The sequence below is a fragment of the Lentzea sp. NBRC 102530 genome, from assembly GCF_030269365.1.
In the GTDB taxonomy this organism is placed as follows: Bacteria; Actinomycetota; Actinomycetes; order Mycobacteriales; family Pseudonocardiaceae; genus Lentzea.
The window spans coordinates 322,165-346,993 of the sequence record NZ_BSTF01000001.1; the positions used below are offsets into that span (position 1 = coordinate 322,165).

At 70.2% G+C, this 24,829-nt stretch carries 25 protein-coding genes and 1 pseudogene; 16 read left to right on the forward strand and 10 right to left on the reverse strand.

Going from position 1 to position 24,829, the window contains the following annotated elements:
* Positions 1-243: 243 nt before the first annotated feature.
* Both QSK25_RS01575 and QSK25_RS01580 read left to right on the forward strand, forming a co-directional pair.
* Positions 244-2,268 carry an ATP-binding protein gene (locus QSK25_RS01575; RefSeq protein ID WP_285631351.1) on the forward strand — a complete coding sequence of 675 codons (2,025 nt, stop codon included), beginning with the start codon at positions 244-246 and terminating at the stop codon, positions 2,266-2,268.
* Positions 2,265-3,383, forward strand: coding sequence for a helix-turn-helix transcriptional regulator (locus QSK25_RS01580; protein ID WP_285631354.1), 1,119 nt, complete (start codon positions 2,265-2,267; stop codon positions 3,381-3,383). Before QSK25_RS01575 ends, QSK25_RS01580 begins: the two co-directional genes overlap by 4 nt.
* Here QSK25_RS01580 and QSK25_RS01585 read toward each other — a convergent pair.
* Positions 3,370-4,020 (reverse strand): DedA family protein, encoded by a 651-nt coding sequence (locus tag QSK25_RS01585; protein ID WP_285631357.1) that lies wholly within the window; start codon positions 4,018-4,020, stop codon positions 3,370-3,372. The genes QSK25_RS01580 and QSK25_RS01585 overlap by 14 nt on opposite strands.
* A gap of 23 nt (positions 4,021-4,043) precedes the next feature.
* Here QSK25_RS01585 and QSK25_RS01590 point away from each other — a divergent pair, with 23 nt between their 5' ends.
* From QSK25_RS01590 to QSK25_RS01600, 3 genes are all read left to right on the forward strand, one after another.
* Entirely contained in the window at positions 4,044-4,835 is a 792-nt protein-coding gene (locus QSK25_RS01590; protein ID WP_285631360.1) for a cytochrome c biogenesis CcdA family protein, read from the forward strand.
* A gap of 8 nt (positions 4,836-4,843) precedes the next feature.
* A complete protein-coding gene (locus tag QSK25_RS01595; RefSeq protein ID WP_285631363.1) occupies positions 4,844-5,317 on the forward strand; it encodes a redoxin domain-containing protein in 474 nt (157 codons plus the stop codon).
* Positions 5,318-5,474: 157 nt separating this feature from the next.
* Complete coding sequence (locus tag QSK25_RS01600) at positions 5,475-5,765, forward strand: HPF/RaiA family ribosome-associated protein (RefSeq protein ID WP_285631366.1); 291 nt, start codon at positions 5,475-5,477, stop codon at positions 5,763-5,765.
* A gap of 82 nt (positions 5,766-5,847) precedes the next feature.
* Here the strand turns inward: QSK25_RS01600 and QSK25_RS45335 are convergent.
* The 3 genes and pseudogenes from QSK25_RS45335 to QSK25_RS01610 form a co-directional block, all read right to left on the reverse strand.
* Positions 5,848-5,922 (reverse strand): annotated as a pseudogene (locus tag QSK25_RS45335) (PEP-utilizing enzyme); the annotation flags it as partial.
* A 98-nt stretch (positions 5,923-6,020) separates the two neighbouring features.
* Positions 6,021-7,049 (reverse strand): MAB_1171c family putative transporter, encoded by a 1,029-nt coding sequence (locus QSK25_RS01605; protein ID WP_285631369.1) that lies wholly within the window; start codon positions 7,047-7,049, stop codon positions 6,021-6,023.
* The gene (locus QSK25_RS01610) at positions 7,046-7,552 is read right to left on the reverse strand and encodes a hypothetical protein (protein ID WP_285631372.1); all 507 of its coding nucleotides are present in this window, start codon (positions 7,550-7,552) and stop codon (positions 7,046-7,048) included. Before QSK25_RS01610 ends, QSK25_RS01605 begins: the two co-directional genes overlap by 4 nt.
* Positions 7,553-7,621: 69 nt before the next feature.
* On the opposite strand from QSK25_RS01610, the gene QSK25_RS01615 reads away from it, so the two are divergent.
* Together QSK25_RS01615 and QSK25_RS01620 are read left to right on the forward strand one after the other, a co-directional pair.
* Complete coding sequence (locus QSK25_RS01615; RefSeq protein WP_285631375.1) at positions 7,622-7,969, forward strand: YciI family protein; 348 nt, start codon at positions 7,622-7,624, stop codon at positions 7,967-7,969.
* Entirely contained in the window at positions 7,969-9,165 is a 1,197-nt protein-coding gene (locus tag QSK25_RS01620) for an RNA polymerase sigma factor (protein WP_285631378.1), read from the forward strand. Before QSK25_RS01615 ends, QSK25_RS01620 begins: the two co-directional genes overlap by 1 nt.
* Here QSK25_RS01620 and QSK25_RS01625 read toward each other — a convergent pair.
* Complete coding sequence (locus QSK25_RS01625) at positions 9,106-9,663, reverse strand: copper resistance CopC family protein (RefSeq protein ID WP_285631381.1); 558 nt, start codon at positions 9,661-9,663, stop codon at positions 9,106-9,108. The two genes, QSK25_RS01620 and QSK25_RS01625, sit on opposite strands and share 60 nt — an antisense overlap.
* 39 nt (positions 9,664-9,702) lie before the next feature.
* The gene (locus QSK25_RS01630; protein ID WP_285631384.1) at positions 9,703-10,857 is read right to left on the reverse strand and encodes an MFS transporter; all 1,155 of its coding nucleotides are present in this window, start codon (positions 10,855-10,857) and stop codon (positions 9,703-9,705) included.
* Between the two features lie 147 nt (positions 10,858-11,004).
* Here QSK25_RS01630 and QSK25_RS01635 point away from each other — a divergent pair, with 147 nt between their 5' ends.
* Positions 11,005-11,400 carry an ATP-binding protein gene (locus QSK25_RS01635; RefSeq protein WP_285631386.1) on the forward strand — a complete coding sequence of 132 codons (396 nt, stop codon included), beginning with the start codon at positions 11,005-11,007 and terminating at the stop codon, positions 11,398-11,400.
* Between the two features lie 82 nt (positions 11,401-11,482).
* Complete coding sequence (locus tag QSK25_RS01640; protein ID WP_285631389.1) at positions 11,483-11,884, forward strand: ATP-binding protein; 402 nt, start codon at positions 11,483-11,485, stop codon at positions 11,882-11,884.
* Here the strand turns inward: QSK25_RS01640 and bla are convergent.
* From bla to QSK25_RS01655, 3 genes are read right to left on the reverse strand one after another with little or no spacing between them, the layout of a single operon-like run.
* A complete protein-coding gene (bla, locus tag QSK25_RS01645; RefSeq protein WP_285631392.1) occupies positions 11,877-12,788 on the reverse strand; it encodes a class A beta-lactamase in 912 nt (303 codons plus the stop codon). The two genes, QSK25_RS01640 and bla, sit on opposite strands and share 8 nt — an antisense overlap.
* 4 nt (positions 12,789-12,792) lie before the next feature.
* Positions 12,793-13,437: a GntR family transcriptional regulator gene (locus tag QSK25_RS01650; protein WP_285631395.1), complete on the reverse strand. Its 645-nt coding sequence runs from the start codon at positions 13,435-13,437 to the stop codon at positions 12,793-12,795.
* A gap of 11 nt (positions 13,438-13,448) precedes the next feature.
* Positions 13,449-16,925, reverse strand: a complete 3,477-nt coding sequence (locus QSK25_RS01655) for an ATP-binding protein (RefSeq protein WP_285631398.1) — start codon at positions 16,923-16,925, stop codon at positions 13,449-13,451.
* A gap of 155 nt (positions 16,926-17,080) precedes the next feature.
* Here QSK25_RS01655 and QSK25_RS01660 point away from each other — a divergent pair, with 155 nt between their 5' ends.
* The 5 genes from QSK25_RS01660 to QSK25_RS01680 are packed head-to-tail and all read left to right on the forward strand — an operon-like array spanning position 17,081 to position 21,819.
* A complete protein-coding gene (locus QSK25_RS01660) occupies positions 17,081-18,460 on the forward strand; it encodes an extracellular solute-binding protein (protein WP_285631400.1) in 1,380 nt (459 codons plus the stop codon).
* The gene (locus QSK25_RS01665; RefSeq protein WP_285631403.1) at positions 18,453-19,319 is read left to right on the forward strand and encodes a carbohydrate ABC transporter permease; all 867 of its coding nucleotides are present in this window, start codon (positions 18,453-18,455) and stop codon (positions 19,317-19,319) included. The genes QSK25_RS01660 and QSK25_RS01665 overlap by 8 nt, the downstream gene beginning before the upstream one ends.
* Positions 19,316-20,137, forward strand: coding sequence for a carbohydrate ABC transporter permease (locus QSK25_RS01670; protein ID WP_285631406.1), 822 nt, complete (start codon positions 19,316-19,318; stop codon positions 20,135-20,137). The genes QSK25_RS01665 and QSK25_RS01670 overlap by 4 nt, the downstream gene beginning before the upstream one ends.
* Positions 20,137-21,120 (forward strand): ABC transporter ATP-binding protein, encoded by a 984-nt coding sequence (locus QSK25_RS01675; protein ID WP_285631409.1) that lies wholly within the window; start codon positions 20,137-20,139, stop codon positions 21,118-21,120. Before QSK25_RS01670 ends, QSK25_RS01675 begins: the two co-directional genes overlap by 1 nt.
* Before the next feature lie 6 nt (positions 21,121-21,126).
* Entirely contained in the window at positions 21,127-21,819 is a 693-nt protein-coding gene (locus QSK25_RS01680) for a phytanoyl-CoA dioxygenase family protein (RefSeq protein ID WP_285631412.1), read from the forward strand.
* On the opposite strand, the gene QSK25_RS01685 is transcribed toward QSK25_RS01680, so the two are convergent.
* Positions 21,795-22,928, reverse strand: coding sequence for a mandelate racemase/muconate lactonizing enzyme family protein (locus tag QSK25_RS01685; RefSeq protein WP_285631415.1), 1,134 nt, complete (start codon positions 22,926-22,928; stop codon positions 21,795-21,797). The two genes, QSK25_RS01680 and QSK25_RS01685, sit on opposite strands and share 25 nt — an antisense overlap.
* Positions 22,929-23,002: 74 nt before the next feature.
* On the opposite strand from QSK25_RS01685, the gene QSK25_RS01690 reads away from it, so the two are divergent.
* Together QSK25_RS01690 and QSK25_RS01695 are read left to right on the forward strand one after the other, a co-directional pair.
* On the forward strand, positions 23,003-23,818 hold the full coding sequence (locus QSK25_RS01690; protein ID WP_285631418.1) for an ABC transporter permease: 816 nt from the start codon (positions 23,003-23,005) through the stop codon (positions 23,816-23,818).
* Positions 23,819-23,820: 2 nt separating this feature from the next.
* Entirely contained in the window at positions 23,821-24,828 is a 1,008-nt protein-coding gene (locus QSK25_RS01695) for an ABC transporter substrate-binding protein (RefSeq protein WP_352235700.1), read from the forward strand.
* Position 24,829: the final 1 nt, after the last annotated feature.

Here is a 24,829-nt window from a genome sequence, read left to right on the forward strand (position 1 = left end):
ATACGGGGGCTTCGCGCGTGGACTCGTCGGCTTGTGCGGCTTCCCGGTCCGCCGGACGCAGATCGGGAAGCGGACCGGGATTCGACGCCCGATCGACGGAGTGTGAGCAGCGAGCGTCTCAGCCGGTGACCGGTTCCGGACCGCCGCCGATGGTATTGGCGCAGTTCACGGCGGTTTCGGTAGCAGTATCGCAATTGTTGAGCGACATTTCTTCTTTCTGCATTCGCTTCTAGAATCGCGCGCATGTGGTCGTCGGCGCACTCGCGGGCCCGCCTGGTGGGGCGGGAACGGGAGTTGACGACCGTGCGCCGGCTCCTGCGCAAGCACCGGCTGGTGACGATCACCGGGCCGGGCGGGGCGGGCAAGTCGCGGCTGGCGGCCGAACTGCGGCTCGGTGACGCCGTGGTCGAGCTGGAGCCCGTGCACCGGCCGGACCTGCTGTGGCACGTGATCGCGTTCGCGTTGAACGTGTGGGAGGAACCGGATTCGTCGTTGCACGCGACGGTCGTGCGCGCGTTGGCCGACCATCGCGTGTTGGTGCTGGACAACTGCGAGCACCTCATCGACGAGGCCGCCGCCGCTGTCGCGGAGTTGCTGGCCAGGTGCCCACGGCTGCGCGTGCTGGTGACGAGCCGGGAACCCCTCGACCTCGCGGGCGAGATGTGCGTCGAACTCGGACCGCTCACGCCCGCGGACGCCCGGCAGCTGTTCGTGGAGTGCGGAGGCGCGCCGGAACTCGCCGACTCCGTGCGCGACCACCTGCCGTTGGCGATCGAACTCGCGGCGGCGCGCACCGACGTGCCCGAGCGGCACCGCACGCTCGACGCGGTGATCAGGTGGAGCTACGACCTGCTCACCCCGGCCGAGCAGGCGGCGTTGCGCGCGCTGTCGGCGTTGATCGGCGACTTCGACCTGGGGCTGGCGGCGGCCGTGTGCGGGCTGCCCGCGGACGCCGTGGCGGTGGTGGGATCGTTGCGCGCCAAGTCTTTGGTGGTGCGGTCGCCGTCGTCGTCGAGCGCCCGGTTCCGGGTGCTGGAGTCGATCCGCCTGTTCGGCGCCGAGCGGCTCGAGGAGCACGGCGAGGCGGCACCGGCGTTCGACCGGCTCGTCACGCACCTGACCGAGACGATCCAGGCCGTCGGGGCCGCGCCCGTCGTCACGAGCGAGATGAACGCGTGGCTGGTGAGCCAGGAACACCAGTTGCTGCACGTGATCGGCCGCGTCCCCCGCACCGATCCGCGGTACACCTGGCTCGTCGCGGGACTCGTGCACGTCTGGTACGTCCAGGGTTCGTACAGCGAGGCGATGCGCCTGGCGTGCGACACGCTGGCGCACGGGCCGTTGACGTCGCACGCCGAGTTGCTGCTCTTCCGCGCGGCCTGGCTCGCGGGCCGCACGGGCAACGAAGTGACGGCGTTGCGGTTCGCCGAGGCGTTGGTCGCGCATCCGGCGACCAGCGAACCCTCGTGGGACGCCCGTGCGTGGAACGCGCTGGGCTACGCACGGGGTGTGAACTCCGATCTCCCCGGTGCGCGCGTGGCCAACGAACGCTCGGTGGCGGCCGCACGCGCGATGAACCATCCTGCTTTGTTGATGACGTTCCTCAACAATCACGCGTGGCTGTTGATGCGCCTGAACGACCTGCCGGGCGCGCTCGCGGCGACGCTGGAATCGCTGTCGTTCGGTGTCCTCGACACCTTTCACCTGATGGCGTCGCGGCACACCGCCGGGGTGATCGCGCTGGCGTCCGGTGACGTCGACCAGGCCGAGCACCACTTCCAGATCGCGTTGCGCGTGGGCGCGCCCGCCGCCGCGTCCGAAGCCGGTGTGCTGGAAGGACTTGGTGTCGTGGCGGCTCGTCGCGGTGACGCGGACCGCGCGGTCGTGCTGCTGACCGCCGCCGACGTCGCCCGCAGGAAACGTGGTTCACGGCAGGAAGAACCGTGGAACCAGATGGTGGCGGACGCGCGGGAACTCGCCGTGGAGTCGGCCGGTCCGCGCCGGGCGTTGCAGGCCCGGCAGCTGGGCGAACGGCTCGACCACGCCGGGCTCATGGCGTTCGTGCACGCGGGACGCCAGGACGAACCGCTGACCGTGCGGCAGCGCGAGATCGCGGACCTCGTCGCGGACGGGCTGACCAACACCGAGATCGCGACCCGGCTGGGGATCTCGGCGGGAACCGTGCGGTCGCACGTGACCCAGATGCTGTCGCGGCTGGGACTCACGTCGCGGACCCAGCTCGCGGCCAGGACGGCGAGGGCGCGATGACCTGCGACGAATGCGGAACGGCGCTGACCGCTCCCGGCAAGTACTGCTCGGGCGCCTGCCGTCAGCGCGCCTATCGACGCCGTGCGCGCGACGTCGTGCCCACGTCGTTGCGGCTCGACTCGTTCATCGGCCGTGCCGCCGAGGTCGCGGATCTCACGAAACTGTTGGCGCGCACCAGGATCGTCACCGTGACGGGACCGCCGGGCGTCGGCAAGTCCCGGCTCGTGCACGAGGTGGTCGCGCACCGGCAGAACGTGCTGTTCGTCGAACTCGCGGACGTGAGCCGGGTGCCGGACCTGCTCACCGCCGAACCGGCGTTGCTGGTGCTCGACGGCTGCGAAGGCGTGGCCGGCGACTGCGCGGCCTTGATCGCGCGGCACCCGTCGTTGCGGGTGCTGGCCACGAGTCATTCGCCGCTGGCCGTGGCGGGGGAGCAGCAGTACCGGCTGAAGCCGTTGAGCCGGCACGAGTCGAAGCGGCTGTTCAGCGACCGGGCGACGGCGCTCGACAGCGAGTTCGACGCGAAGTCCGCGCTGCTGGACTTCGTGTGCGAGCAGCTCGACCGGTTGCCGCTGGCGCTCGAACTCGCGGCCAGGCTGGTGCGGGTGCTGACGCTGGAGGAGATCGCGGGCCGGCTCGACGACAGGTTCGCCGTCCTCACGCACGCCCCGCGCGACGCCCCGGCGCACCACCGGTCGCTGCACGCGGCGTTCGACCGGGCCTACCAGCTGCTCACGGACGAGGAGAAGGTGGCGCTGCACCAGTTCGCGCTCGTGCCCGGGACCATCGACGCCGACCTCGCGGAGCGTCTCCAGGCGCGCTCGTTGCTGGAACCCGGCCCCGCGATGCTCGAGTCGGTGCGGCAGTTCGCGTTGCCGGGCGTGTCCGTGGCGCCGCCGAGCCCGCAGGCCGAACCGGAGGAGACCGCGCTGTCGTGGCGCGACGAACGGCTGCTGCGCGTCGCGGCCATGGTCGCGGAAGGCCTGACGAACAAGCAGATCGCGGACGACCTGCACGTGTCGTTGCGGACCGTGGAGGCGGACGTGCGCGACCTCAAGACGGTGCTGGGCGTGCGGTCGCGCGCCCAGATCGCCGCCTGGACTACGCGGGCGTGACCTCTTCCGCCTTTTCGGCGTTCTCGGCCTTCTCTGCGGCCTTGGCGAGGCGCTTCTTCACGATGAACACGCCGGCCACACCGAGCACCACCGCGATCGCGAGACCCGCGTAGGAAAAGCCCTTCAGCCACTTCTCGGCGACGACGCCCAGGTAGTAGACGGCCGCCGCCGTGCCGCCCGCCCAGACGATGCCGCCCGCCGCGTTGGCCGCCAGGAACTTGCCGTACGGCATGTGCATCGACCCGGCCAGCGGCCCGGCGAGAATGCGCAGCAGAGCCACAAACCGGCCGAAGAACACGGCCCACGCGCCCCGTTTCTGGAACACCCGGCGGGCGTGGTCGAGCTGCGTTTCCCCGAAGTGCTTGGGGAATTTGCGTCCCATCCAGGCGAACAGGCGCGGCCCGCCCTTGCGTCCGATGAGGTACCCGAAGTTGTCGCCGATGATGGCGCCCGCGCTCGCCCACACGCCGATCCACAGCGGGCTCAGCTCGTCGTGCTGTGACGCCAGCAACGAGGCCGTGACCAGCACGATCTCGCCGGGCAACGGGATGCCGAGCGACTCGAAGCCGATCACCAGGCCGACGATGACGTACACGAGCAGAGGTGGAATGGCTTCGAGCCACTGTTCGATCGGCACGTCCCCACCCTAACCTCTGCCGCGTGAACGAGCTCGCGCTAGCGGTTCTCGCGGGAATGGTGGCCACGGTCAACCCGTGCGGTTTCGCGATGCTGCCCGCCTATTTGGCGCTGGTGGCCCGGGACTCACCCGCACGTGCCTTTATGTCCGGTTTGACGATGGCGGCCGGATTCGTCACTTTCTTCGGCGCATTCGGAATTCTGGTCAGCCCAGTGGCCGCGACGCTGAAGCGCCACCTGCCGTTCGTGACGGTCGTGATCGGGCTCGTGATGCTCGTCGTCGGCGTGCTCCTGCTGCTGGGCAAGGACCTCTACGTCCGGCTGCCCAAGCTGTCCGCCGCGCCGCGCAGCCTGTGGTCCATGTACGGCTACGGCATCGCGTTCGCCATCGCCTCTCTCTCGTGCGCGATCGGCCCGTTCCTCGCCGTGGTGGGCGCATCGCTGCAAACGGGCGTGTTCGCGTTTCTGGCCTATGCACTGGGTATGGGGCTCGTGGTCACCGTGCTGGCCGTGACGGGTTCCGCGCTCGCACCGCACGTGCGTCACCTACTGCCACACGTCGGTCGCATCGGCGGTGTGGTTCTCGTAGTCGTCGGCGCCTACGTGACCTACTACGGCGTCTACGAGCTACGGCTGTTCCTGGCCGGTGGCAGCGCCATCGACCCGGTCGTGCGGGGCGCGGGGCGGGTCCAGTCGACGCTCGTGCAGATCGTGTCGGCGCTGGGGCCGTGGCCGTTCGTGGTGGTGTTGGTCGTCGTCGGTGCGTGGTGGCTGAACCGGAGGAGGCGCAGGGCCGTACGTCCTGACGGGAGGTGAGGAGCCGAATGCGCATCCTCGGAGTGCTGCTAGGGATCCTGCTGCTCGCCGGTTGCGCGGAGAAGACGCCGCCGCCGGAGAAGTTCCAGTTCACCGCGAAGACGGTGGACGGCGCGGAGTTCCGCGGCGACAAGCTCGTCGGACAGCCCGCCGTGCTGTGGTTCTGGACGCCGTGGTGCCCGTCCTGCAACGCCGAGGCCGAGACCGTCGAGGCGCTCGCCAAACGGCACGACGAGGTCCAGTTCGTCGGCGTCGCGGCCGAGGACCAGCTCGACGCGATGAAGAAGTTCGTGGCCGACCACCGGATGAGCAGCTTCCCGCACCTCGCCGACCTCGACGGCTCCGTGTGGAAGCGGTTCGGCGTCACGGCGCAGCCGACGTTCGCGTTCGTGAGCGTCGACGGCTCGGTCGAACTCCTGATCGGTTCACCCACCGAGGAACAGCTCGACGAGCGAGTTTCCTCTTTGGTGCCGAAGACTTGATCCCAGTGAAATCACCAGGTCCCCTGGCAGCACCATCTCCTCAGTAGAAAGACCCTGCTGTGTCGGGACCAACGCCTGGTTCGGCGTTGCGATCGAATTCGTATCGTCGAACTGGCCGCGCGGCGCTGCCGCGCGTCCTCTGAGGAGGCAGGTGTCGATGGACTACATCCAGGTCTCGCTCGCGGAGGCCATCCCCGAGCAGGCCAGGGACTACGCGTCCGCGCGGATCGGATCTCTGGAGCGGTACGCGCCGGACCGCGTCGACTTCGCGTGGGTCAACCTGACCTCGGACAAGTCCGTGATCCACGCGCACGCGCGGCTCGACCTGAAGTGGGTCGAGGTGCAGGCGTACGCCGAGGGCGACACGGTGACCGAGGTGATCGACCTGGTGCGCGAACGCATGCGGCGGCAGCTCGTCTCGATGCGCGGCGTGCCGGTGCACAACTGATCTGGGCAACAACTGATCTGGGCAACAACTGATCTGGGCAACAACTGATTCCGGGCAACAACTGATTCCGGGCAACCTCAGCTCACCTTCCGCACCGTCCCGCCGGGATCCCGAGTTCGCGCGCGACGATCGCCGCGTGCGACGGCGGTGCGCCACGTCCGTCACCACCGCGGCGGCGCGGGTGAACAACGGTCCGCCCGACCCGGCACCCAGCACCCGGCGTCGGTCAGCGCCGCAACGTCCGCGACACCTCGATCAGCCACCCGAGCTCGGCGTCCGGGTCCTCCGGCCGGTTGTCCGGCGCCGCAACCCGTCCTCGATCAACGCCGCCTCCGCCGCACCGTCCCCCGGCACCGCGGTGGGATCGAGGTGCGGCCGCAACCGCAGCCGCCCGTCCCAGATCTCGATGATCCGCCGGTACAGCGCGTGCTCGGGGTGGCGGAACCCCGCGAGCCGCGTGGGCACGTCCAGGGCCAGTCCGGGGAACTCCGCGTGCAAGGCCCTCCACAACGGCCCGAGCCGCCGGTAGGACCGGTTGACGCGGAACCAGTGCGCGAGGTGGTCGAGCCCGAGCCGGCCACCCACCAGCGGCAGCGCGATGCCGAGGAACACCAGTCCCGAGGCGGTGAGGTAGAGGTTGCCGATCAGGTTGCCGCGGATCGCCGGGACCACGACGCCCAGTTGGTAGGTGACCATCGCCGAGATCCGCACCACCGTGTACGCGACGGCGATCACGGCCGCCAGCGCGATCGCGATCAGCCCGTACCGCAGCGAGAACCGCTCGGCGATCAGCACGTACGCCCAGGAGGCCCGGATCAGCCCGACGCACAGCACGGCGAGCGCGACGAGGTAGACGTAGCCGGACGCGGAGGTCACCGGCACCTGGATCTCCTCGGAGGCGTGCGCCAGCACCTCCTCGTAGTTCGACGGCACGAGCGCGAACAGCACCACCACCAGCACGACCACGGCGGACGTCCACCGCAGCACGGAACTGCGCGCACCCGGCCTGACCACGTGCAGGAACCCGCGCTGTGCGCAGGCGGCGGCGAGCAACGTGCCGCAGTTGGACAGCGTGCCCGCCGTGTTCAGCGTCGTGACGGCGTCCACGGCCGCGCGGACCACGCTGAATTGCAGCACCAGCGATGCCGTGAGGACGCCGAGCGACGCGGTGATCCACGTCATGGCCGGGTTCGCACCGCGGTGCAGCTGGAACAGCCGCAGCACCAGCGCGGCGCACCCGGTGGCGACGACCGCGAGCACGTACTGCTGGGCGGACCAGTTCACGAGCCGAGTCCCGGTGCGAGGGCCGCCTCGACGCGGTCGAGCAGCGCGCAGAGTTCGGGGGAGAGGGGACGCACCCGGGACGGCAGTTTCCGGGCGCGTTCGAGCACGAGCATCGCGAACATCTCCGCCTGTCGTTCCTCGGGATCGCTGTAGGCGGTCCTGCCGAGCACCGACCTGACCATCGCGGGGTCGAGCGACGGCAACAACAGCCGCAACGCCAGGTCGGGATCGGGCTGCGGGGTCTCGTGGTCGCAGAGCAGGTGGCCCAGCTCGTGCAGGATGATGTGTTCCTGGTGCATCGGGCTGGTGCCCGCCGCGTACCAGATGTGGTCGGTCGTGCCGGTCGCGATCCACAGGCCGCTCGGGCCCTCCGGCGGCATCGTCGCCGCCTTCAGCACGATCGGCCGTTGCCTCGTCGCGGCGATCCGGCGGACGAGCTCCTCGACGCTGAACGGGTCGGGCACGTCCAGGAGTGCCACGATCTCAGCCAGCCGCCCGGTCACGGAACAGAACGTACACGGCTGTCGAAACGGGCCTTCCGCGTTCGTACACGGGGGGAGAGGAGAACCACGATGACGCAGAAGTACCTGCTCAGCATCTACCAGCCCGACGGCGAGGTGCCGCCGCCCGAGGTGCTCGAGCCGATCATGGCGAACCTCGCCGCGCTCAACGAGGAGATGCGGGCGAAGGGCGCGTGGGTGTTCGCCGCCGGCCTGCACCCGCCGTCGACCGCGACCGTGCTCCGGGCGAAGGACGACGACGTGCTGATGACCGACGGACCGTTCGCCGAGGGCAAGGAGCACATCGGCGGGTTCACCGTCGTCCAGGCCGAGGACCTGGACGAGGCGCTCGACTGGGGCCGCCGGCTCGCCGAGGTGCTCAGCCCGTTGCCGATCGAGGTCAGGCCGATCGCGGTCTGATGGTCGAGGAGGTCTTCCGGGCCGAGTACGGCCGCGCGGTGTCCGTCCTGACCCGCTTCCTCGGCGACCTCGACCTCGCCGAGGAGGCCGTGCAGGACGCGTTCGCCAAGGCCGTCCAGCGCTGGCCGGTCGACGGAACGCCACCGTCCCCGGCGGGCTGGATCATCACGACGGCCCGCAACCAGGCGATCGACCGCCTGCGCCGCGAGACCAAGGGCCGCGAGAAGCACGCGCAGGCCGGACTGCTGCATCCCGAGCCCGCACCGGAGGAGGTGGAGGACGTGCCCGACGAACGACTGAGGCTGATCTTCACCTGCTGCCACCCGTCGCTCGCGCGGCAGGCCCAGGTCGCCCTCACGCTGAAACTGCTCGGCGGCCTGAGCACGGCGGAGATCGCCAGGGCGTTCCTCGTGCCGGAACCCACGATGGCGCAACGGATCGTGCGCGCGAAGGGCAAGATCCGCGCGGCCCGCGTGCCGTACCGGGTGCCGCGCGACGCCGACCTGCCCGCCCGCTTGGGCGCCGTGCTGGCCGTCCTGTACCTGATCTTCAACGAGGGCTGGCTCGACAAGCACGACCTGGCCGACGAGGCGATCCGGCTCACCCGCGTGCTGGCCGGGCTCATGCCGGACGAACCCGAGGTGCGCGGCCTGCTGGCGTTGATGCTGCTCATCGCCTCACGACGGGACGCCCGCCTGCGGGACGGCCGGATCGTGCTGCTGGAGGACCAGGACCGGACGCGGTGGGACGCGGACCTGATCGCCGAGGGGCAGGACCTGGTGCGCTACTGCCTGCGCCGCAACCAGCCCGGCCCGTACCAGGTCCAGGCCGCGATCAACGCCGTGCACAGCGACCCGCCGACGGACTGGCACCAGGTCGTCGCCCTCTACGACCAGCTGATGGCGTTGACCCCGAGCCCGGTCGTCGCCCTGCACCGGGCGGTCGCGATCGCCGAGACCGAAGGCCCGCGCCGAGCACTGGCCGAGGTCGACGCACTGGACCTCGACCGCTACCACCTGTTCCACGCCGTGCGCGCGGACCTGCTGCAACGCCTCGGCGAAGATCCGAGGGCAGCCCTCGAGGCCGCGCTGGACCGGGCCGAACACCCGGCCGAACGCGACCTGCTGGCCGAACGCCTACGCGTCCTCGGGCTTGCGCCGCCGGACCAGCAGGATCGCGCCGACGACCACCACTAGCCCGATCAGGAGCCACACCCACAGCGGCACCCCACCGGACTCGGCGGGCGTCGTCGACGGGGGAGCGTTCGACGCGGGAGCGCTGGACACGGCCGTGGAGGGAGGCGGCGCGCTGGACGAGGTCTGCTCCGGCACGGTCATGGTGAAGGCGAACGTGCCGGTGATGGTGTCGCCGTCCTCGGACTTGGCCGCCCACGCCACGGTGTGCGCGCCCGACTTGGCCGCCTTGACGTCGAGGGTCGCCGTGATCGTCCTGTCGACGGCCTGCGCCTGGGTGACGGGCACCTTGGAGCCGTCGGCGCCCGTGACGGTGACCGCGGCCCCGTCCGGCAGCTGGATCGACTCGCTGAACACCAGCTCGACGGTCGCGGGCGGGGCGGCCAGGGTCGCGCCGGACGCCGGGGTGCTGCTCCTGAGCTCGGCGTGGGCCTGGGCGGGGACGACCACGGCCGTCGCGGCGAGCAGTGCCAGCACGAGGGCGCTGAAGTAACGCGTCACGTGCGCAGCGTAACGGCAGGGTCGATCAGTCCGGCAGCCTCAGTTCGTCCCGGAACCGGCGACCAGCGCTCCGGCCGGCACGAACGCCAGCCCGGTCGCGACCAGCGCGGCCGCCCCGGCCACGAGCGCCGGCGCGTTCGGTTCCACCTCGTACAGCACACCGGTCAGCAAGGGCCCCGCCACGAACGCCACCCCGCTCGTCAGCGTCACGAGCCCGGCGACCAGGCCCTGTCGGCGCGGCCCGGCCCCGAGCGAGGCGGTCGCGGTGAACCCGGTGACGCCGAGGCCGACGCCCAGCGCCGCGACCAGCAGCGCCAGCGTCAGCACCCCGGCCGACGGCGCGGTGGCGAGCAGCGCGTACCCGGCCACGGCGACCGGTGCGCCGACCTTCAGCAGCCGGTCCGGCGTCCACCTCAGCACCGGCACCAGCACACCCTGGGCCAGCAACAACCCGAGCCCGGCCGCGAGCATCACCCCGCCGATCGCCCCGGACTCGATCCGCTCCCGGTCGGCGGCGAGGTACACGACGACGACCTCCGCGATCGCGAAGGACAGGTACAGCAACACCCCGGCGCCGAACGCGGGCAGCAGCTCCACCGGCCGCACCCGCACCGGTTCGTGCGGCACGGGCACCGGGGGCTTCACCGACACGAGCACCACGGCCGCCGCCACCAGGGCCAGGACGGGCGCCAGGTAGACCGGCAACGTCATCGAACTCGCCGCGAGCACGCCGGCGATGATCGGACCGGCGAGGACACCGAGGCTCTGCGCCGCGCCCACGAAACCGACCGCGCGGGTGCGGTCCCCGACGCCGGCCGTCGTGAGACCCGCGACGGCGAGCGCCGCGACCAGCACCGCCGCGATGCCGATCCCGAACACCACCCCGCGGAACAGCAGCACCAGCAGGAACGCCACGTCCGTGCTCAGCGTCCCGGTGAGCCCGAGCGACACGACCGCGGCGAACCCGGCCGGCCCTGCGACGCCCAGCACGAGTCCGGCGATCAGCACGACGCGGGCACCGGCGGCGTCGAGCAGCAGTCCCCACAACGGGCTCGCGATCGCCGTCGCCACGGACGCGACCGAGAACAGCAGACCGATCTGGGCCGTCGGCAGCCCGAACCCCGCGGCGAGCGGGCCGGCGACGGAGGCGAGTTGCTGCTGCACCAGGTACATCAGCAGCAAGGCGATCAGCACTGGTGGCAGCGTTCTGGGCACGTGGTTCCCCCTGGCGTCGCGGCGGCGCCGTGAGAGTAGTTGACGTTGGTGAACGGAAAGGATGGTTTGGCCGTCGATGTACCCGGGTAACCCGCGCCCGAACTGATCAACTGACCGAGGAGCGGTTTGGCTCGCGACCAGGCAGCACGGACGGGAGAGGCGGCGCACCTGCCACTGGGCAGGCAACGGCCGTCGCTCGCGGCAGTCCGGCGCTGGGTGCGGCTGGAGCTCATGGCTGAGGACGCCGACGCCGTGTCGGACGTGTTGCTGGTGGTGAACGAGCTGGTCAGCAACGCGTACCGGTACACGTCGGAACCGTCTTTCCTGCGCGTCGTCGTGGAGCAGAAGAAGATCCGCGTCGAGATCGCGCACGACGCCAGGGCCCATCCGCCGTTGCGCAAGGTGTCCCGGCCCCAGCGCGGGTACGGCCTGGTTCTGGTGGCCCGGCTGTCCGACCGCTGGGGTGTGGACAGGGCTCACGGGGGCACCGTGGTCTGGGCTGATCTCCCGAGGTCGCCGTGATTCCAGCTCGGTTGGTTTCGATGTGCGCGCTCTGGGGTATGCAGCCTGCTGCCTTGAACGAACAGGGCGCGGGGAGATGCTGATGGGTATTGCAGGACGGTCCGGCGAACGACTGGACCTCGTCCTACCGGAAGGTGCTTTGCCGCTCGCGGACGTGCGGGCGGAGGTTCGGCGCCTCCTGAGAGGCATGCACGAGAACGTCGTCGTCGACGTGATGGTCGTGGCCACGGAGCTCGTGAGCAACGCCTACCACCACGCGGCACCGCACCGCCGGGCCCGGATCTTCCGCCTGCCCGAACGCGAGGTGGTGCGGGTCGAGGTCGACGACGGCACCCCCGGTCGTTTCCCCCAGCTCGGGCGAATGGGGTTCCTCGGGCGGCGGCAACGAGGGTTGTTGCTGGTCAACGGCCTGGCGCAGGTGTGGGGGCACAACCGGTTCCCCGATTCCAAGACCGTGTGGGCGGACGTGTCGTCCGTCAGGTGAGGGTCTTGACGACGTAGGCGGCGGCTTCGGCGACGAGAGCCTCGTCGTACTCCGCGTCCGCGGAGGCCTTGCTCGACATGATCGCGATCAGGACCGGCCCGCGGTTCGGCGGCCACACGACGGCGATGTCGTTGACCGTGCCGTGCGCGCCGGTGCCGGTCTTGTTCGCGACCTCGCTGCCCTGTGGCACGCCGGCGCGGACGCGGTGCGCTCCGGTGACCGACCGTTGCAGGAGGTCCTTCAGGAAGTCGCGCTTCTCGGGCTCGAGCGCGTCTCCGAGCACGATCCGCTGGTAGTCCGTGCCGAGTGAGCGCGGGGTGGCGGTGTCGCGCGGATCGCCGGGAGTGGCCGAGGTGATGTCCGGTTCGATCCGGTCCATCCTGGTCTCGGTGTCGCCGAGTTCGCGCAGGTACCTGGTGAGCTCCGCCGGTCCGCCCACCTCGCGCAGCAGCAGGTTGCCCGCCGTGCCGTCGCTGTGGCGGACGGCGGCGTCGCAGAGGTCGCGCAGTGTCATGCCCGTCCGGACGTTCTGCTTCGTGATGGCCGAGCTCCTCATCAGCTCGGCTTCGGTGTAGGTGACCACCTTGTCCAGATAGGACATCGGGTTGCGATGCAGAACCGCCGCAGCGGCAAGGCCTTTGAACGTCGAGCAGAACGCGAACCGCTCGTCCGCCCGATGTTCGATCGTGCTTCCGTTGTCGCTCATCGCGAAGACGCCCAGCCGTGCGTCGAACTTCTTCTCCAGCGCGAACAACGCCTCGTGCCGCAGGGGAACCGCGCTCGTCGTCGGCCCCGGTGTCGTCGTGGTCGTGGCCGCGGTCGTGGTCTCGGTGGCCGGGGTGGCGGCGCAACTGGCGAGCGGGAGCAGGGCGAGGGTCTTCAGGACGGTGCGTCGAGCGGTCACCCGGTCACACTATTTGATCTCCTCGAACCTGCGGCAACGTCAGGTGGGCCCGGTCGCTGCGCAGGACGACCCTCGACAGTTCTCTCGTCGCGCCCGTGGTGTCGTGGCCGAGCCAGGAGACCGCCAGCAGTGGCGTGGCGGGGCGGACGTTCAGCAGGCTCGCCACTCGTGGGGTGGCGAGCGCGGTGGTGCATCGCGGTTCGCTCTGGCGGAGGCGGTAGGCGGTGGCGAGGAACTCGCGCAGGGGCGTGCCGGGGTCGTAGCGGGTGGCGAAGCCCGGGAGTGCGTGCAGGTGCGTCTGGCGAACGCCGATCGGGTCGTCGAGGTGGACCAGCACCGACTCGACGGTGGTCACGTCGTTCCTGGTGCTGGTGGTGGTGCGTTCGCGGGGGAGCTGGTCCGCGGTCAGTGCGTGCAGGGCGATGCGGTGGGGCTGCCCGGGTGGTGCGACCGTGGTGCCCTGGCGGCCGGTGCCGCGCAACAGCCTGCCCTCCAGCACCAGTTCGTCCAGGGCCTTGCGGATGGTGCTGCGGGACACGCGCAACAGGTCCGAGAGCGCGCGCTCCGGCGGGAACGGGGTGTGGCCCGGCAGGTCGTCCAGCAGGTCCAGCAGCCGGGTCTTGGCCTGGTAGTAACGGGGAACGGGCACGTTTCCCGACGTTATCGCGGGGCGATAACCAGCGACTCATCGTCGGCGTCGGGGGTGGAGCCGATCTCCTGGTAGATCCGATTCGCGGTCTTCCGGTCGCCGCTCAGGTGGGCCAGGGCGGCGTCCTTCCAGCGTGACCAGGAGACCGCGGCGAGGGCTTCGGGGCCGTGACCGGTGGCGGCCAGGACGACCGGCAGGTCCACGCCGATCAGGCCGGTGATCTGGTGGCCTCGCAGGACGGACAGCAACTCGCCCGTGTCGGGCTGGTTCTGCTCGTGCAGGGCGATTCTCGCGGTCAGCGTCAGCGGGTGGTGCAGGTCGGTGGGAATTCCCGTGGTCCTGGCCAGGGCCAGTGCCGCGGTGGCGTCCGCCTGGGCTCCGCGGAGGTCGCCGGTCAGCAGGCGGATGCGGCCCCGTGCGGCGTGGTGGTGGGAGTGCGCCGGGTTCTCCAGGACCTTCAGGGCCTCGGCGTACCGGCCGTCCCAGAACAGCTCGACGTAGCTGGACGCGGCCAGCCAGGCGAGCGTGTCCTCGTCTCCGTGGCGGTGGGCGGCCGCACGTGCTTCAGCCCTGACTTCGCGCCGTGTTCTGGCGTCGCCGATGGCGGTGTAGGCGGTGCTCGTGTTGACCAGGCAGAGGCCGGTGGAGATGCCTGCTCTCCGGCGTTCCTCGACGGCCCGGCGCAGGTCTTCCGTTCCGGTGGGGTCGCCCTGCCTGACCCTGGCGAGGCCGAGGGCTTCCAGCGCGATGGCCCGTTCCAGGCCGGTGGCGTCGGCCAGTGCGCTTCGTGCGGCTGTCACCGCTTCCGGGAGCCTGTCCGCGAGCATCAGGGCGTGGGCCACGTACGCCTGGACGTCGTGTGCCGGTTCCCGGTCGAGGAACTCGATCGCCTGGTCCAGGTGGTGCCGCGCCTGGTCGTGGTCGCCGCGGTGCCAGGCGGCGCGCCAGGACGACCTCGCCGCTCTCGCGGCTCCCGCGAAGTCGCCGGCGGCTGTGTGGAGTTCGACCGCTTTCGCGAGTTCCGTCGTGCCGTCACCGGTCTGGGCGAGGCTGGAGCCGAGCAGCGTGAGGAGTCCGGCGGTGTCGCGGTGGCCGGGCGGGCAGACGGCCAGGGCGGCCCGGTAGCAGCGGATCGCGGTCTCCCGGGCGGCCAGGGTGGTGGCCCGGTTGCCGGCGTCGGTGAGAGCGGTCCTGGCCTTGGCGCCCATGATGTCGCACGGACGTCCGGAGGCCTCGGCGATCCACACGGCCTCCTGGAAGTGGTGCGCCAGCAGGGGAACGTGCTCCAGCGGCAGCGCCCTGACCCACTCCGCGGCGTGGTAGTGCTTCATCGCCTTGGTGCCGCGCGGCACCCGGTCGTAGGCCACGTCGCGCACCAGCACGTGGCTGAACGCGTACTCGGCCTGACCGGCCACGGTGCTCGTGCTGCCGCGGCGCAGGAAGTCCCTTTGGGCCAGGACTTCCAGGCACCGGGTCACCTCCGCCTCCGCGCGCTCGGCCACGGCGGCCACGACCCCCGGCCACACCGTGGAACCGATCACCGCGGCGTCCTGGAGCACGGACCTCTCGAGCTGTGGCAACGAATCCAAGCGTGCGCCGATGACGTTCTGCACTGTTTCCGGAAGTGCTTCCGGTGCCCCGTCCCTGAGCATGCGCACGTACTCCTGGGCGAACAGCGGGTTGCCTTGGGAACGTTGCAGGAGCTGCTCCTGATCGGCGACCACGTTGTGGCGCTTCATCAACGCTTGCAACAGCGTCGCTGTGTCCTCTTCGGACAGGGGGTTGATCGGGATCTCCGGCCGGATCCTCGGATCCGGGCGGGCGGTGAGGAGGGTCAGCAGGGGTACACGGGTGCTGCTCAGGTCGTGGAGGAAGGTGAGCAGTCGGTCGTCGGCGCTGTGGACGTCCTCGACGACCAGGATCAGCGGCTCGTCGGCCAGTTGCTCGATCAGTCGTCGCCAGGCCGTGAGGACGTCGTTGCCCTGGGGGCCCACGCCGACCAGTGCTTTGAGCTGGGTGGCCTGCCACGGGTCCGCGCTGATCGCCTCCACCTTGGCGGTCGCGGTCTCCGGGGAGTCGGTGTCGAGGATGCCGGCGTGTGCGCGGACGATCTCGGCCAGCGGGGCGTAGGTGTCGTTGCCGGCGAACGGCGGTGTGCGGCCGGTCAGCGTGCGTTTGCCCGTGGTGAACTCCTTGACCAGCCTCGTCTTGCCGGTGCCCGGCTCGCCGGTCAGGGTGATGACTCGGGGGCGGTTCGTCCGCTTCACCTGGTCGTAGGCGCGGTGGAGCCGGTCCAGTTCGCCGGTGCGGCCGATCAGCGGGGTGTCGTCGCCGGTCGGCGTGGTCGCCCTGGTGGTGACCGGGCAGATCTTGACCTCGCCCTTCGCCGTGCGGGCGAGGAGGTTCTGGGCGGCGGCGATGACCGTGCCGCTCACCTCGACGTGGTCGCCGGTCTTCACCAGCGCCGGACCGGTGGCCACCGCCGCCGCGGCCGGGTGAGCGCCGGTGATGTCGAGGGCCGCTCTGGTGGCTCTCGCGGCGTCGTCCTCGCGGTTGCGCGGAGCGCCGAACGCGGTGCAGATGGTGGCGCCCAGGGTGGTGATCCCGGTGCCGCCCAGCGCTTCCGCTCGCCGCTTCACCTCGGCCGTCGCGGTGGCGAGACGTTCGTCGGCGGCTTCGTCCGTGCCGGGCAGGTCGAGGCGGACCACGAGAACGCTGACCTTCTTGCGTTCCTGGACGGTCAACGCTTCCGGGGTGTGCGCGGTGAGAGCCGGGTCCTGGGTGAGGATGGCGTGTTCGAGGCTGGTCAGGGCCGGGCCGGGGGCCACGCCCAGTTCGGCGGCCAGGTGGTGCCGGGTCGTCCTCGCGGTGGCGAGGGCGTCGGCTTGGCGGCCCGAGCGGTAGAGGGCCAGCATCAGCAGGGTCTGGACGCGTTCGCGGAGCGGGTGGGCGCGGGCCAGGGCTTCCAGGTCGGCGGTGACCTCGCGGTGGCGGCCGTTCGCCAGTTCGGCTTCGTAGCGGTCTTCGGTGGCGGTGTCGTGGAGTTCGGTGATCTTGGCGAGTGTCGGCCAGGTGATGCCTTCGGCCACCAGGTCCGCCAGTACCGGCCCGCGCCAGAGGGCCAGGGCTGAGCGCAGCACGGCTGCTCTGTCCTGGGCGCTGGTGGTGTGCGCCCGGGCGAGGGTGGCTCGGAACCGGAGCAGGTCCAGGCCGGCCTCGTCGGCGTGCAGGAGGTAGCCGGGTTTGCGGGTGGTGATCTCGATGCCGGCCTTGCGCAGGGCGGAGACCGCGTTGAGCAGGATGCCCCTGGACGTGGGTGGGGGATCCGCCGGCCAGAGGGCGGTGGTGAGGTCGCTGATCGAGATGACCTGGCCGGGGTGCAGGAGGAGGTAGGCGAGGGTGGCTCGGCGGGTGAAACCGCCGAGGTGGTGCTCGTGGCCGTCCACGCGCACCTGCAGGGGACCGAGCACCGCGAACTCGATGGCCATTGGTGTGGACCATACCGGCGTTGTGGTTCCGGCGGGGTTCGGTTGCGCTTGGGTGGGTGGCTGCGGTTGAGAGGGCGGTTCCGCCGGGTCGAGCCCCACCCTGCCGCCCGTCCTTCCCCTTGTGGGCCAGATGAACCAGTGCCATGTTGGAAGGCATGGGGCGGACAAAGGTGTTCGGACTGCTGGCGGTGTGCGGGTTGCTCGCCGGGTGCCTGGGGCAGCCGCGGAGCGGGGATCAGGCCAGGAACGCGGATGCCGGGGAGTTCACGCTGACGATCGTCGCCAACGCGGCGGTGGGCGGGAAGAACGCTCGCGGGGCCGACTGGATCCAGAACTGGGTGATACCCCGGTTCACCGAGGCGCAGAAGGCCAAAGGGGTGACCGCCACGGTGAAGTTCGAGCAGAACGGCACCGGGGACGAGGACTTCAAGACGAAGGTCGCGCTGGACCTCAAGACCGGCGGTGGCGGGGACGTCGTCGAGATCGACGGGATCTGGCTCGGCGAGTTCGCGCAGGCCGGGCAGATCAAGCCCCTGGACGAGGTCGTCGGCGACACGTCGTGGGACGGGTGGGGGCAGATTCCCGAGGCCGTGCAAGGGCTGGGGGAGTTCGAGGGCAAGACCTACGGCGTGCCGATGGGCACGGACGGGCGGGTCTTGTTCTTCAACAAGAAGTTGTTCGCCCAGGCCGGGTTGCCCGCTGACTGGCAGCCCCGGTCGTGGCAGGACGTGCTGGACGCCGGGGCCGAGCTGAAGGGGCAGGCCGGGGTCACGCCGATCCAGCTCAACGCCGGGTCCGCCATGGGGGAGGCCACCACCATGCAGGGCGTGCTGCCCGCGCTGGTGGGGACGGGGCGGCCGGTGTACGAGAACGGGAAGTGGCAAGGGGATTCCGCTCAGGTCAGGGACGTGCTCGAGCTCTACCGGAAGATCTACGGAGGTGGGCTCGGCGATCCCGTGTTGCAGCAGGAGGCGAACGGACGGCAGCGGTCGTTCGCGTTGTTCAGCGAGAACAAGATCGGGATCTTGCTGGAGAGCGACTACTTCTGGCGGTCCGTGGTCGAGCCGGTCAACGGCGTGGCGAAGATGGCGGATCGGGACTCGGCCGTCGGGTGGGCCTTGGTGCCTGCGAAAGAAGCGAAGGCCGGGGTGGGCGGTCAGGACTTCGTGAGCATGTCCGGGGGTGGGGTGCGGGTGATCAACCCCAACACGCGGTACCCGCGGCAGGCCTGGGAGTTCATGCAGTTCCTCAACTCCGCGGAGGCGGTCAGGGAGTCGCTGGCCGGGACCGCTCAGCTGACGCAGCGGCAGGACGTGAACGACCAGGTGCTCGGGGGTGACCCGATGTTGTCGTTCATCGCGGAGAAGGTCCTGCCGATCACCCGGTACCGGCCCGGGGTGGCGGACTACCCGAAGGTTTCCGCGGCGTTGCAGCAGGCCACGGCGGACGTCGTGGGCGGGATGAGTCCGGACGAGGCGGCGAAGGCCTATCGGGCGTCGTTGGTCAAGGCGGTCGGCGAGCAGAACGTTGGATAGCTCCGGGCTGGGCGTCCGGCGGGCGGTGGGGTTCGTCGCGCCCGCGTTGGTGTTGATCGGGGTGTTCCTGGTCTTCCCGGCGCTGTGGACGCTCTACATCGGGATCACGGACTACCAGCTCACCGGGCCCGCCGCGGCCGATCCGCAGGTGGTCGGCGCGGACAACCTCGTCGAGGCCGTGCGGGACCCGCTGTTCACCAACTCGGTGTGGTTGACGGCCCTGTTCGTGTTGTTCTCGGCGGTGATCGGGCAGAACGTGCTCGGGTTCGGGCTCGCCTGGTCGTTGCGGTCGGTGAGTCCTTGGTTGCGGCGGACGGCCGAGGGGCTCGTGCTGCTGTCGTGGATCCTGCCGAGCACGGTGGTGGCGTTCCTGTGGTTCGCGGTGCTGAGCCGGGACACCGGGACGCTCGGCCTGCTGCTCGGGTCGCCTCAGACGTCGTGGCTGGTGGAGTACCCGATGACCAGCCTGATCATCTTCAACGTGTGGCGCGGGACGGCGTTCTCGATGTTGCTGTACACGTCGGCGCTGGCCGCGGTGCCGCCGTCGCAGGTGGAGACGGCGCGGCTGGTGGGGGCCTCGGGGTGGCAGACGGTGCGGGACGTGGTGTTTCCGCACATCCGGGGGCACGTGCTGACGAACACGCTGCTGATCAGTTTGTGGACTGCCAACGACTTCACGCCGTTCCTGCTGACGTCGGGCGGGCCCAACCACCGGTCCGAGGTGTTGCCGGTGCTGATCTACCGGCAGGCCCTGGAGGGTGGGCAGCTCGGGTACGCGTCGGCGATGTCGATGTTGTTGCTGGTCGGGAACCTGGTGGTGGCGCTGGTGTACCTGCGGTTGCTGCGGAGGCGCGCGTGAGTCCTCTGTGGATGGTGCGGCGGATCGGGTTCTACGTGCTGGTCGCGGTGGTGCTGGCGTTCTTCGCGGTGCCGATGCTGTGGCTGGCGTCGGCACCGTTCGACGAGAAGCCCGGACTCGGGTTGCGGTGGCCGGACTGGACGTGGCGCAACGTCGTGACGACGTTCGAGCACCCGTACGCGGTGTCGTCGCTGGTCAACTCGCTGGTGCTGTGCGTGGTCGCCACCGTGGTGACGACGGTGCTCGCGGCGCTGGCGGCCTACGCGTTGTCGCGGGTGCGCATTCCCGGGCGGGACCTGCTGCTGTACCTGTTGCTGTTGTTGTCGTCGGTCGTCACGGGGACGGCGGCGATGGTGCCGATCTTCGTGATGATGCTGCAGTTCGGGCTGATCAACTCGCAGTTCGGCACGGCGCTGGTGATCGCGGGCGGGATGCTGCCCGCCGCGATCTTCATCCTGAAGGACTTCATGGACGCCGTGCCGCGCTCGTACGAGGAGTCGGCGCGGGTGTTCGGGGCCTCGCCGCGGCAGGTGCTCGGCCACGTCGTGCTGCCGGTGGCGCGGCCGGGGGTGGCGACGATCTTCGTGTGGGCGTTCGTCAACGCCTGGGGCAACTTCCTGCTGCCGTTCCTGCTGTTGCGCGACGTCGGGCAGCAGCCTGCCGCGGTGTTGTTGCGGACCCTGTACGACGAGGGCGGCAGCGCCAACCTGACCGTGATCCCGGTGTTCTCGTTGCTGTACTCGATTCCGGTGGTCGTGCTGTACCTGTTCGTGAGCAAGCGGTACGGGTTCCGATTCCACGGAGGCATCAAGAGCTGATGGCGGGCATCACTGTCGAGGACCTGTCCACCGTGTACCCGAACGGGGTGCGCGCGGTGGACTCGCTGGACCTGGAGATCGCCGACGGCGAGCTGTTCGCCCTGCTCGGGCCGTCCGGGTGCGGCAAGACGACGTTGCTGCGCACGATCGCCGGGCTGGAGGCCGCCACCGGCGGTGCCGTGGCGATCGGGGAACGGGACGTCACGCGCCTGCAGCCCGGTGACCGGAGGGTCGCGATGGTGTTCCAGGACTACGCGCTCTTCCCGCACATGACGGTGTCGGAGAACATCGCCTACCCGTTGCGGGTGCGCGGGGTGGCGAAGGCCGTGCAGCAGGAGACGGCCGTGCGGACGGCCGGCGGGTTGAGCCTCGGGGAGTTGCTGGACCGGCGGCCCGGCCAGCTCTCCGGCGGCCAGCAGCAACGGGCGGCGCTCGCCCGGGCGGTCGCCGCGTCGGCCGAGGTGCTGCTGCTGGACGAGCCGCTGTCCAACCTGGACGCACGGCTGCGGCTGGAGGCGCGGACGTTCCTCAAGAAGCTGCAACGGGAACTGGCACTGACGACGGTGTTCGTCACGCACGATCAGGCAGAGGCGCTGGCGCTGGCCGACCGGATCGCCGTGATGGACGCCGGGCGGATCCGGCAGCTCGGCACGCCGCGCGAGGTGTTCCAGCGGCCCGCGGACACGTTCGTCGCCAACTTCATCGGCTCCACGCCCATGAACCTGGTGCCGCGCGGCGCGGAGATCATCGGAGTGCGGCCCGAGTACCTGTCGCCCGCGCGCGAGGGACTGTTCAACGGCGTGGTGTCCATTGTGGAGAACCTGGGCGTCACGTCGCTGGTGACGCTGGACTGCGGTGAGGACCAGATCGGGTACGTCGTGCCGGAGGACGAGGAACCCGCGGTCGGCGCCGTGGTCACCGTGGACGCACCGGACACCCGCGTGCTGCGGTACGACAAGGAGACCGGTCTACTCGTGAGGTGACGCCCGATGTTCCACACCGACGGTTACGAGACGCACGCCGGCCTGCTCGCGCCGGCGAGGTTCGAGGCGCTGGCAGCGCACTTCGAGGCCAAGCTCGCGGCGTTGCCCGAAGGACAGCGCCCCGAGCACATGGACGTGCCGCACCTCACCGACCCGGTGCTGTTCCGGTGGTTGCTGGACCCGGACGTGCTGGACCTCGTCGAGTCGCTGATCGGGCCGGACATCGCGTTGTTCTCGTCGCACTTCATCTGCAAGCCCGCCGGGGACGGGCAGCCCGTGCCGTGGCACCAGGACGCGCACTTCTGGCGGGACAGCATCGACCCGGCAGGGGACGCCGTGACGGTGTGGCTGGCGATCGATCCGTCCACTGTAGAGAACGGGTGCCTGCGGGTGATCCCTGGCAGCCATCGCGCGCCCGTCGAGCACACGGGCACCGCGGACTCGTTCTTCAACCAGGAGACGGCGGTGGACGAGTCACGGGCGGTCGACGTGGAGCTGGAACGCGGGGCGTGCAGCGTGCACTCGGCCATGCTGGTGCACGGCAGCCCGCCCAACCGCAGCACGGTGCGGCGCTGCGGCTACACCATGCGGTACATGCCCACGACCGTCCGGTTCCTGAAGCCGGACAGCCACCGGATCTACCTCGCGCGCGGCCGTGACCACGCCGGCAACGCCTACAGCTCGACCGAGAGCTCCTGAACCACCGACTCGTCCACCTCGACGCCGAGCCCCGGGCCGGTCGGCACCTGCGCCACGCCGTTCTCGACGGTGAGGCCGGAGGCGTAGGGCGAGGCGATGAACTGACGGCCGTTGAGGTCCGCCGGTCCGCTGATGCCGTGCGCGCCGAACAGGTGCAGCGACGCGGCCAGGCCGACGTCCGAGTCGGTCAGGCCCGAACCCAGCAGGCGGACGCCGCAGTCCTCGGCCAGCTGGCAGAGACGGTGCGACAGCGTCAGGCCGCCGGAGCGCTGCACCTTCGCCACGGCCACGTCGACGGCGTCGAGCTTGACGAACGTCGCCAGGTCGGTGGGGTGGCGGAGGCTCTCGTCCAGGGCCACGGGCAGGACGGAGGCGGTGCGCAGGCGGCGTTGGCCCGCCACGTCGTTGGCGGGCAAGGGCTGCTCGAACGCGAAGACGTCGTAGGGCTGGAGCCTCGTGGCGATGCGGAGGGCCTCGTCGACGGTGTAGGCCTGGTTCGCGTCGACCCACAGGGGTGCGTCCGGGGCGGCCTCGCGCACCGACCTGACCACGGCGAGGTCCGTCCGCTCGTCGTGCAGGCCGATCTTCACCTTGAACGAGCGGTAGCCGTTCTCGATGCCCTCCGCCACGGATTCGGCCACGGCGGAGGGCGTCTGGCCGGAGATGATCCAGGCCAGTTCGACCTCCTCGTGCCGCCGCTGGCCCCACAGGACGCCGATCGGGACGTTCAGGGCGCGGCCGACCAGGTCGTGCAACGCCACGTCGAGCGCGCACTTGGCGAGCGGCGCGCCGATCGAGAAGCCGCGGTTGATCGTGCGGTCGAAGATCTGGCTGATCCGGTCGAGCTGCCACACCGGCTGACCGATGATCGCGGGCGCCAGATACCGCTGGACGGTCCAATAGATCGATTCAGCGGTCTCGTAGGTCCAGGCGGGAACCGGCGTCGCCTCACCCCACCCGTGCACACCACCCGCGCTGATCTTCACGAGGATGCGGATGCTCGGATGACCTGCGACGGCGACGGATCCGCCGGACACGCCGAACGAGCGCAGCGTCGGCAGCGCGACGGCGTGGACGCTGACTTCTTCGACGGTCAGGCCGAGCTGCATCGATCCTCCATCTTGACCGGTCAGTGGACCGGACATAGCGTACGGGAAAGCGCTTTCCAACGGAGGGGAGCTACGTGAGCACAGTTCCGGCAGACCGCTGGCGAGGTGTCGTGGAACGGACGTGGCGTCCGGCCGCGCTGCTCGCCGCGTGCCTCGCGATCTGGCACCTCGTCACCGCCACCGGGATGGTCGAGGCCTACCTGGTGCCGTCGCCCGCCAAGACGTTCGGCCTGCTGGCCGACAAGTGGTCCTACCTGTGGGGCCACACGTGGGTGACCACGTACGAGACGATCCTCGGGTTCGTCATCGCGGGCCTGCTCGGCGTGCTGGTGGCGGTCGCGATGGTCTACTCGCGCACGATCGAGAGCACCGCCTACCCGATCCTGTTGTTCGCGCAGGTCATCCCCAAGATCGCGATCGCGCCGCTGTTCGTGGTGTGGCTCGGGTTCGGCTTCGAGCCCAAGGTGGTCGTGGCCGTGCTGATGGCGTTCTTCCCCGTCGTGATCTCCACGGTCACCGGCCTGAAGTCGGTCGACACGGAGATGCTCGAACTCGCCGCCACGATGGGCGGCGGCCCGGTCAAGACGTTCGTGAAGATCCGCTTCCCGGCCGCGCTGCCGCACCTGTTCGCGGGCCTGAAGGTCGCCGTCACGCTCGCCGTGACCGGGGCCGTGGTCGGGGAGTTCGTGGGCTCGAACGAAGGCCTCGGTTACGTGATCCTGCAGGCCAACGGCAACATGGACACCCCGATGCTGTTCGCCGGCCTGATCGTCATCTCCGTGGTCGGCGTCGTGCTCTTCCTGCTGCTCGACCTCGCCGAAAAGCTGATGCTGCCGTGGCACGCCAGCCGGCGCGGCGCCGCCGTCACCACCCTCCTCGCGAAAGGCTGATCGTGAAGAAAGTGCTTGCAGGCCTGTTGCCCGCGATGCTGCTGATCACCGCCTGCGGCGGGGGAGGCGGCACGACGCCGGGCTCGAGCGGTGAGACCAAGGACGTCACGCTGACCCTCAACTGGTACCCGTACGGCGAGCACGCGCCGTTCTACTACGGCGTGCGGCAGGGCATCTACGAGAAGCACGGCATCAAGCTCAAGATCCAGGCGGGCCAGGGCTCCGGCAAGACGGTCACCGCCACCGGCGCCGGGCAGACGGACTTCGGCTGGGCCGACACGTCCGCGCTCGCCACGGCCGTCGAGCAGGGCGTGCCGGCCAAGAGCATCGGCGTGTTCCTGCAGACCACGCCCGCGTCCGTGCAGTTCTTCACCGACAAGAACATCAAGAAGCCCGAGGACCTGAAGGGCAAGTCCGTCGCCACGACGGCGGGCGACGCGCTGACGAAGACGTTCCCGGCGTTCCTGAAGCAGAACGGCATGCAGGAGTCGGACGTCTCCATCCAGAACATCGACCCGGCGGGCAAGATGGCCGCGGTCATCTCCAACCGCACCGACGTGCTGCTCGGGTTCGCGTCCGACCAGGGGCCGACGATCAAGGAGAAGGCCGGCAAGGACGTCGGCTACCTGCGGTTCTCCGAGTTCGGCCTGAACTACTTCAGCAACGGGCTGCTCACCTCGAAGTCCATGCTGCAGAAGGATCCCGAGCTGGTGAGGAAGATGGTCGCGGCGACGCAGGAGGCGTGGGCGGAGGCCGAGAAAGCGCCGGAGGCCGCGGCCGAGTCGATGAAGGGCGCCGCGGAGCAGTTGCCGTCGCCGACGGTGGTGCTGGAGCAGTTCAAGACCACGCTCACGTTGCTGCACACCGACGCCACGAAGGGCAAGGCGCCGGGCGTGAACTCCGTGGAGGACTGGAAGAAGACCATCGAGACGTTCCAGCAGAACGGCATCATCGAGGAAGCGTCCGAGCCGTCGGCGTACTGGGAAGAAAGCGTGGCTCCGAAGGGATGAG

Excerpts from the sequence above, each read along its gene's own strand:
- QSK25_RS01575 (WP_285631351.1), top strand. The coding sequence starts at position 244 with ATGTGGTCGTCGGCGCACTCGCGGGCCCGCCTGGTGGGGCGGGAACGG.
- QSK25_RS01580 (WP_285631354.1), top strand. The coding sequence starts at position 2,265 with ATGACCTGCGACGAATGCGGAACGGCGCTGACCGCTCCCGGCAAGTAC.
- QSK25_RS01595 (WP_285631363.1), top strand. The coding sequence starts at position 4,844 with ATGCGCATCCTCGGAGTGCTGCTAGGGATCCTGCTGCTCGCCGGTTGC.
- QSK25_RS01600 (WP_285631366.1), top strand. The coding sequence starts at position 5,475 with ATGGACTACATCCAGGTCTCGCTCGCGGAGGCCATCCCCGAGCAGGCC.
- QSK25_RS01615 (WP_285631375.1), top strand. The coding sequence starts at position 7,622 with ATGACGCAGAAGTACCTGCTCAGCATCTACCAGCCCGACGGCGAGGTG.
- QSK25_RS01620 (WP_285631378.1), top strand. The coding sequence starts at position 7,969 with ATGGTCGAGGAGGTCTTCCGGGCCGAGTACGGCCGCGCGGTGTCCGTC.
- QSK25_RS01640 (WP_285631389.1), top strand. The coding sequence starts at position 11,483 with ATGGGTATTGCAGGACGGTCCGGCGAACGACTGGACCTCGTCCTACCG.
- QSK25_RS01655 (WP_285631398.1), bottom strand. The coding sequence starts at position 16,925 with ATGGCCATCGAGTTCGCGGTGCTCGGTCCCCTGCAGGTGCGCGTGGAC.
- QSK25_RS01660 (WP_285631400.1), top strand. The coding sequence starts at position 17,081 with ATGGGGCGGACAAAGGTGTTCGGACTGCTGGCGGTGTGCGGGTTGCTC.
- QSK25_RS01675 (WP_285631409.1), top strand. The coding sequence starts at position 20,137 with ATGGCGGGCATCACTGTCGAGGACCTGTCCACCGTGTACCCGAACGGG.
- QSK25_RS01680 (WP_285631412.1), top strand. The coding sequence starts at position 21,127 with ATGTTCCACACCGACGGTTACGAGACGCACGCCGGCCTGCTCGCGCCG.
- QSK25_RS01685 (WP_285631415.1), bottom strand. The coding sequence starts at position 22,928 with ATGCAGCTCGGCCTGACCGTCGAAGAAGTCAGCGTCCACGCCGTCGCG.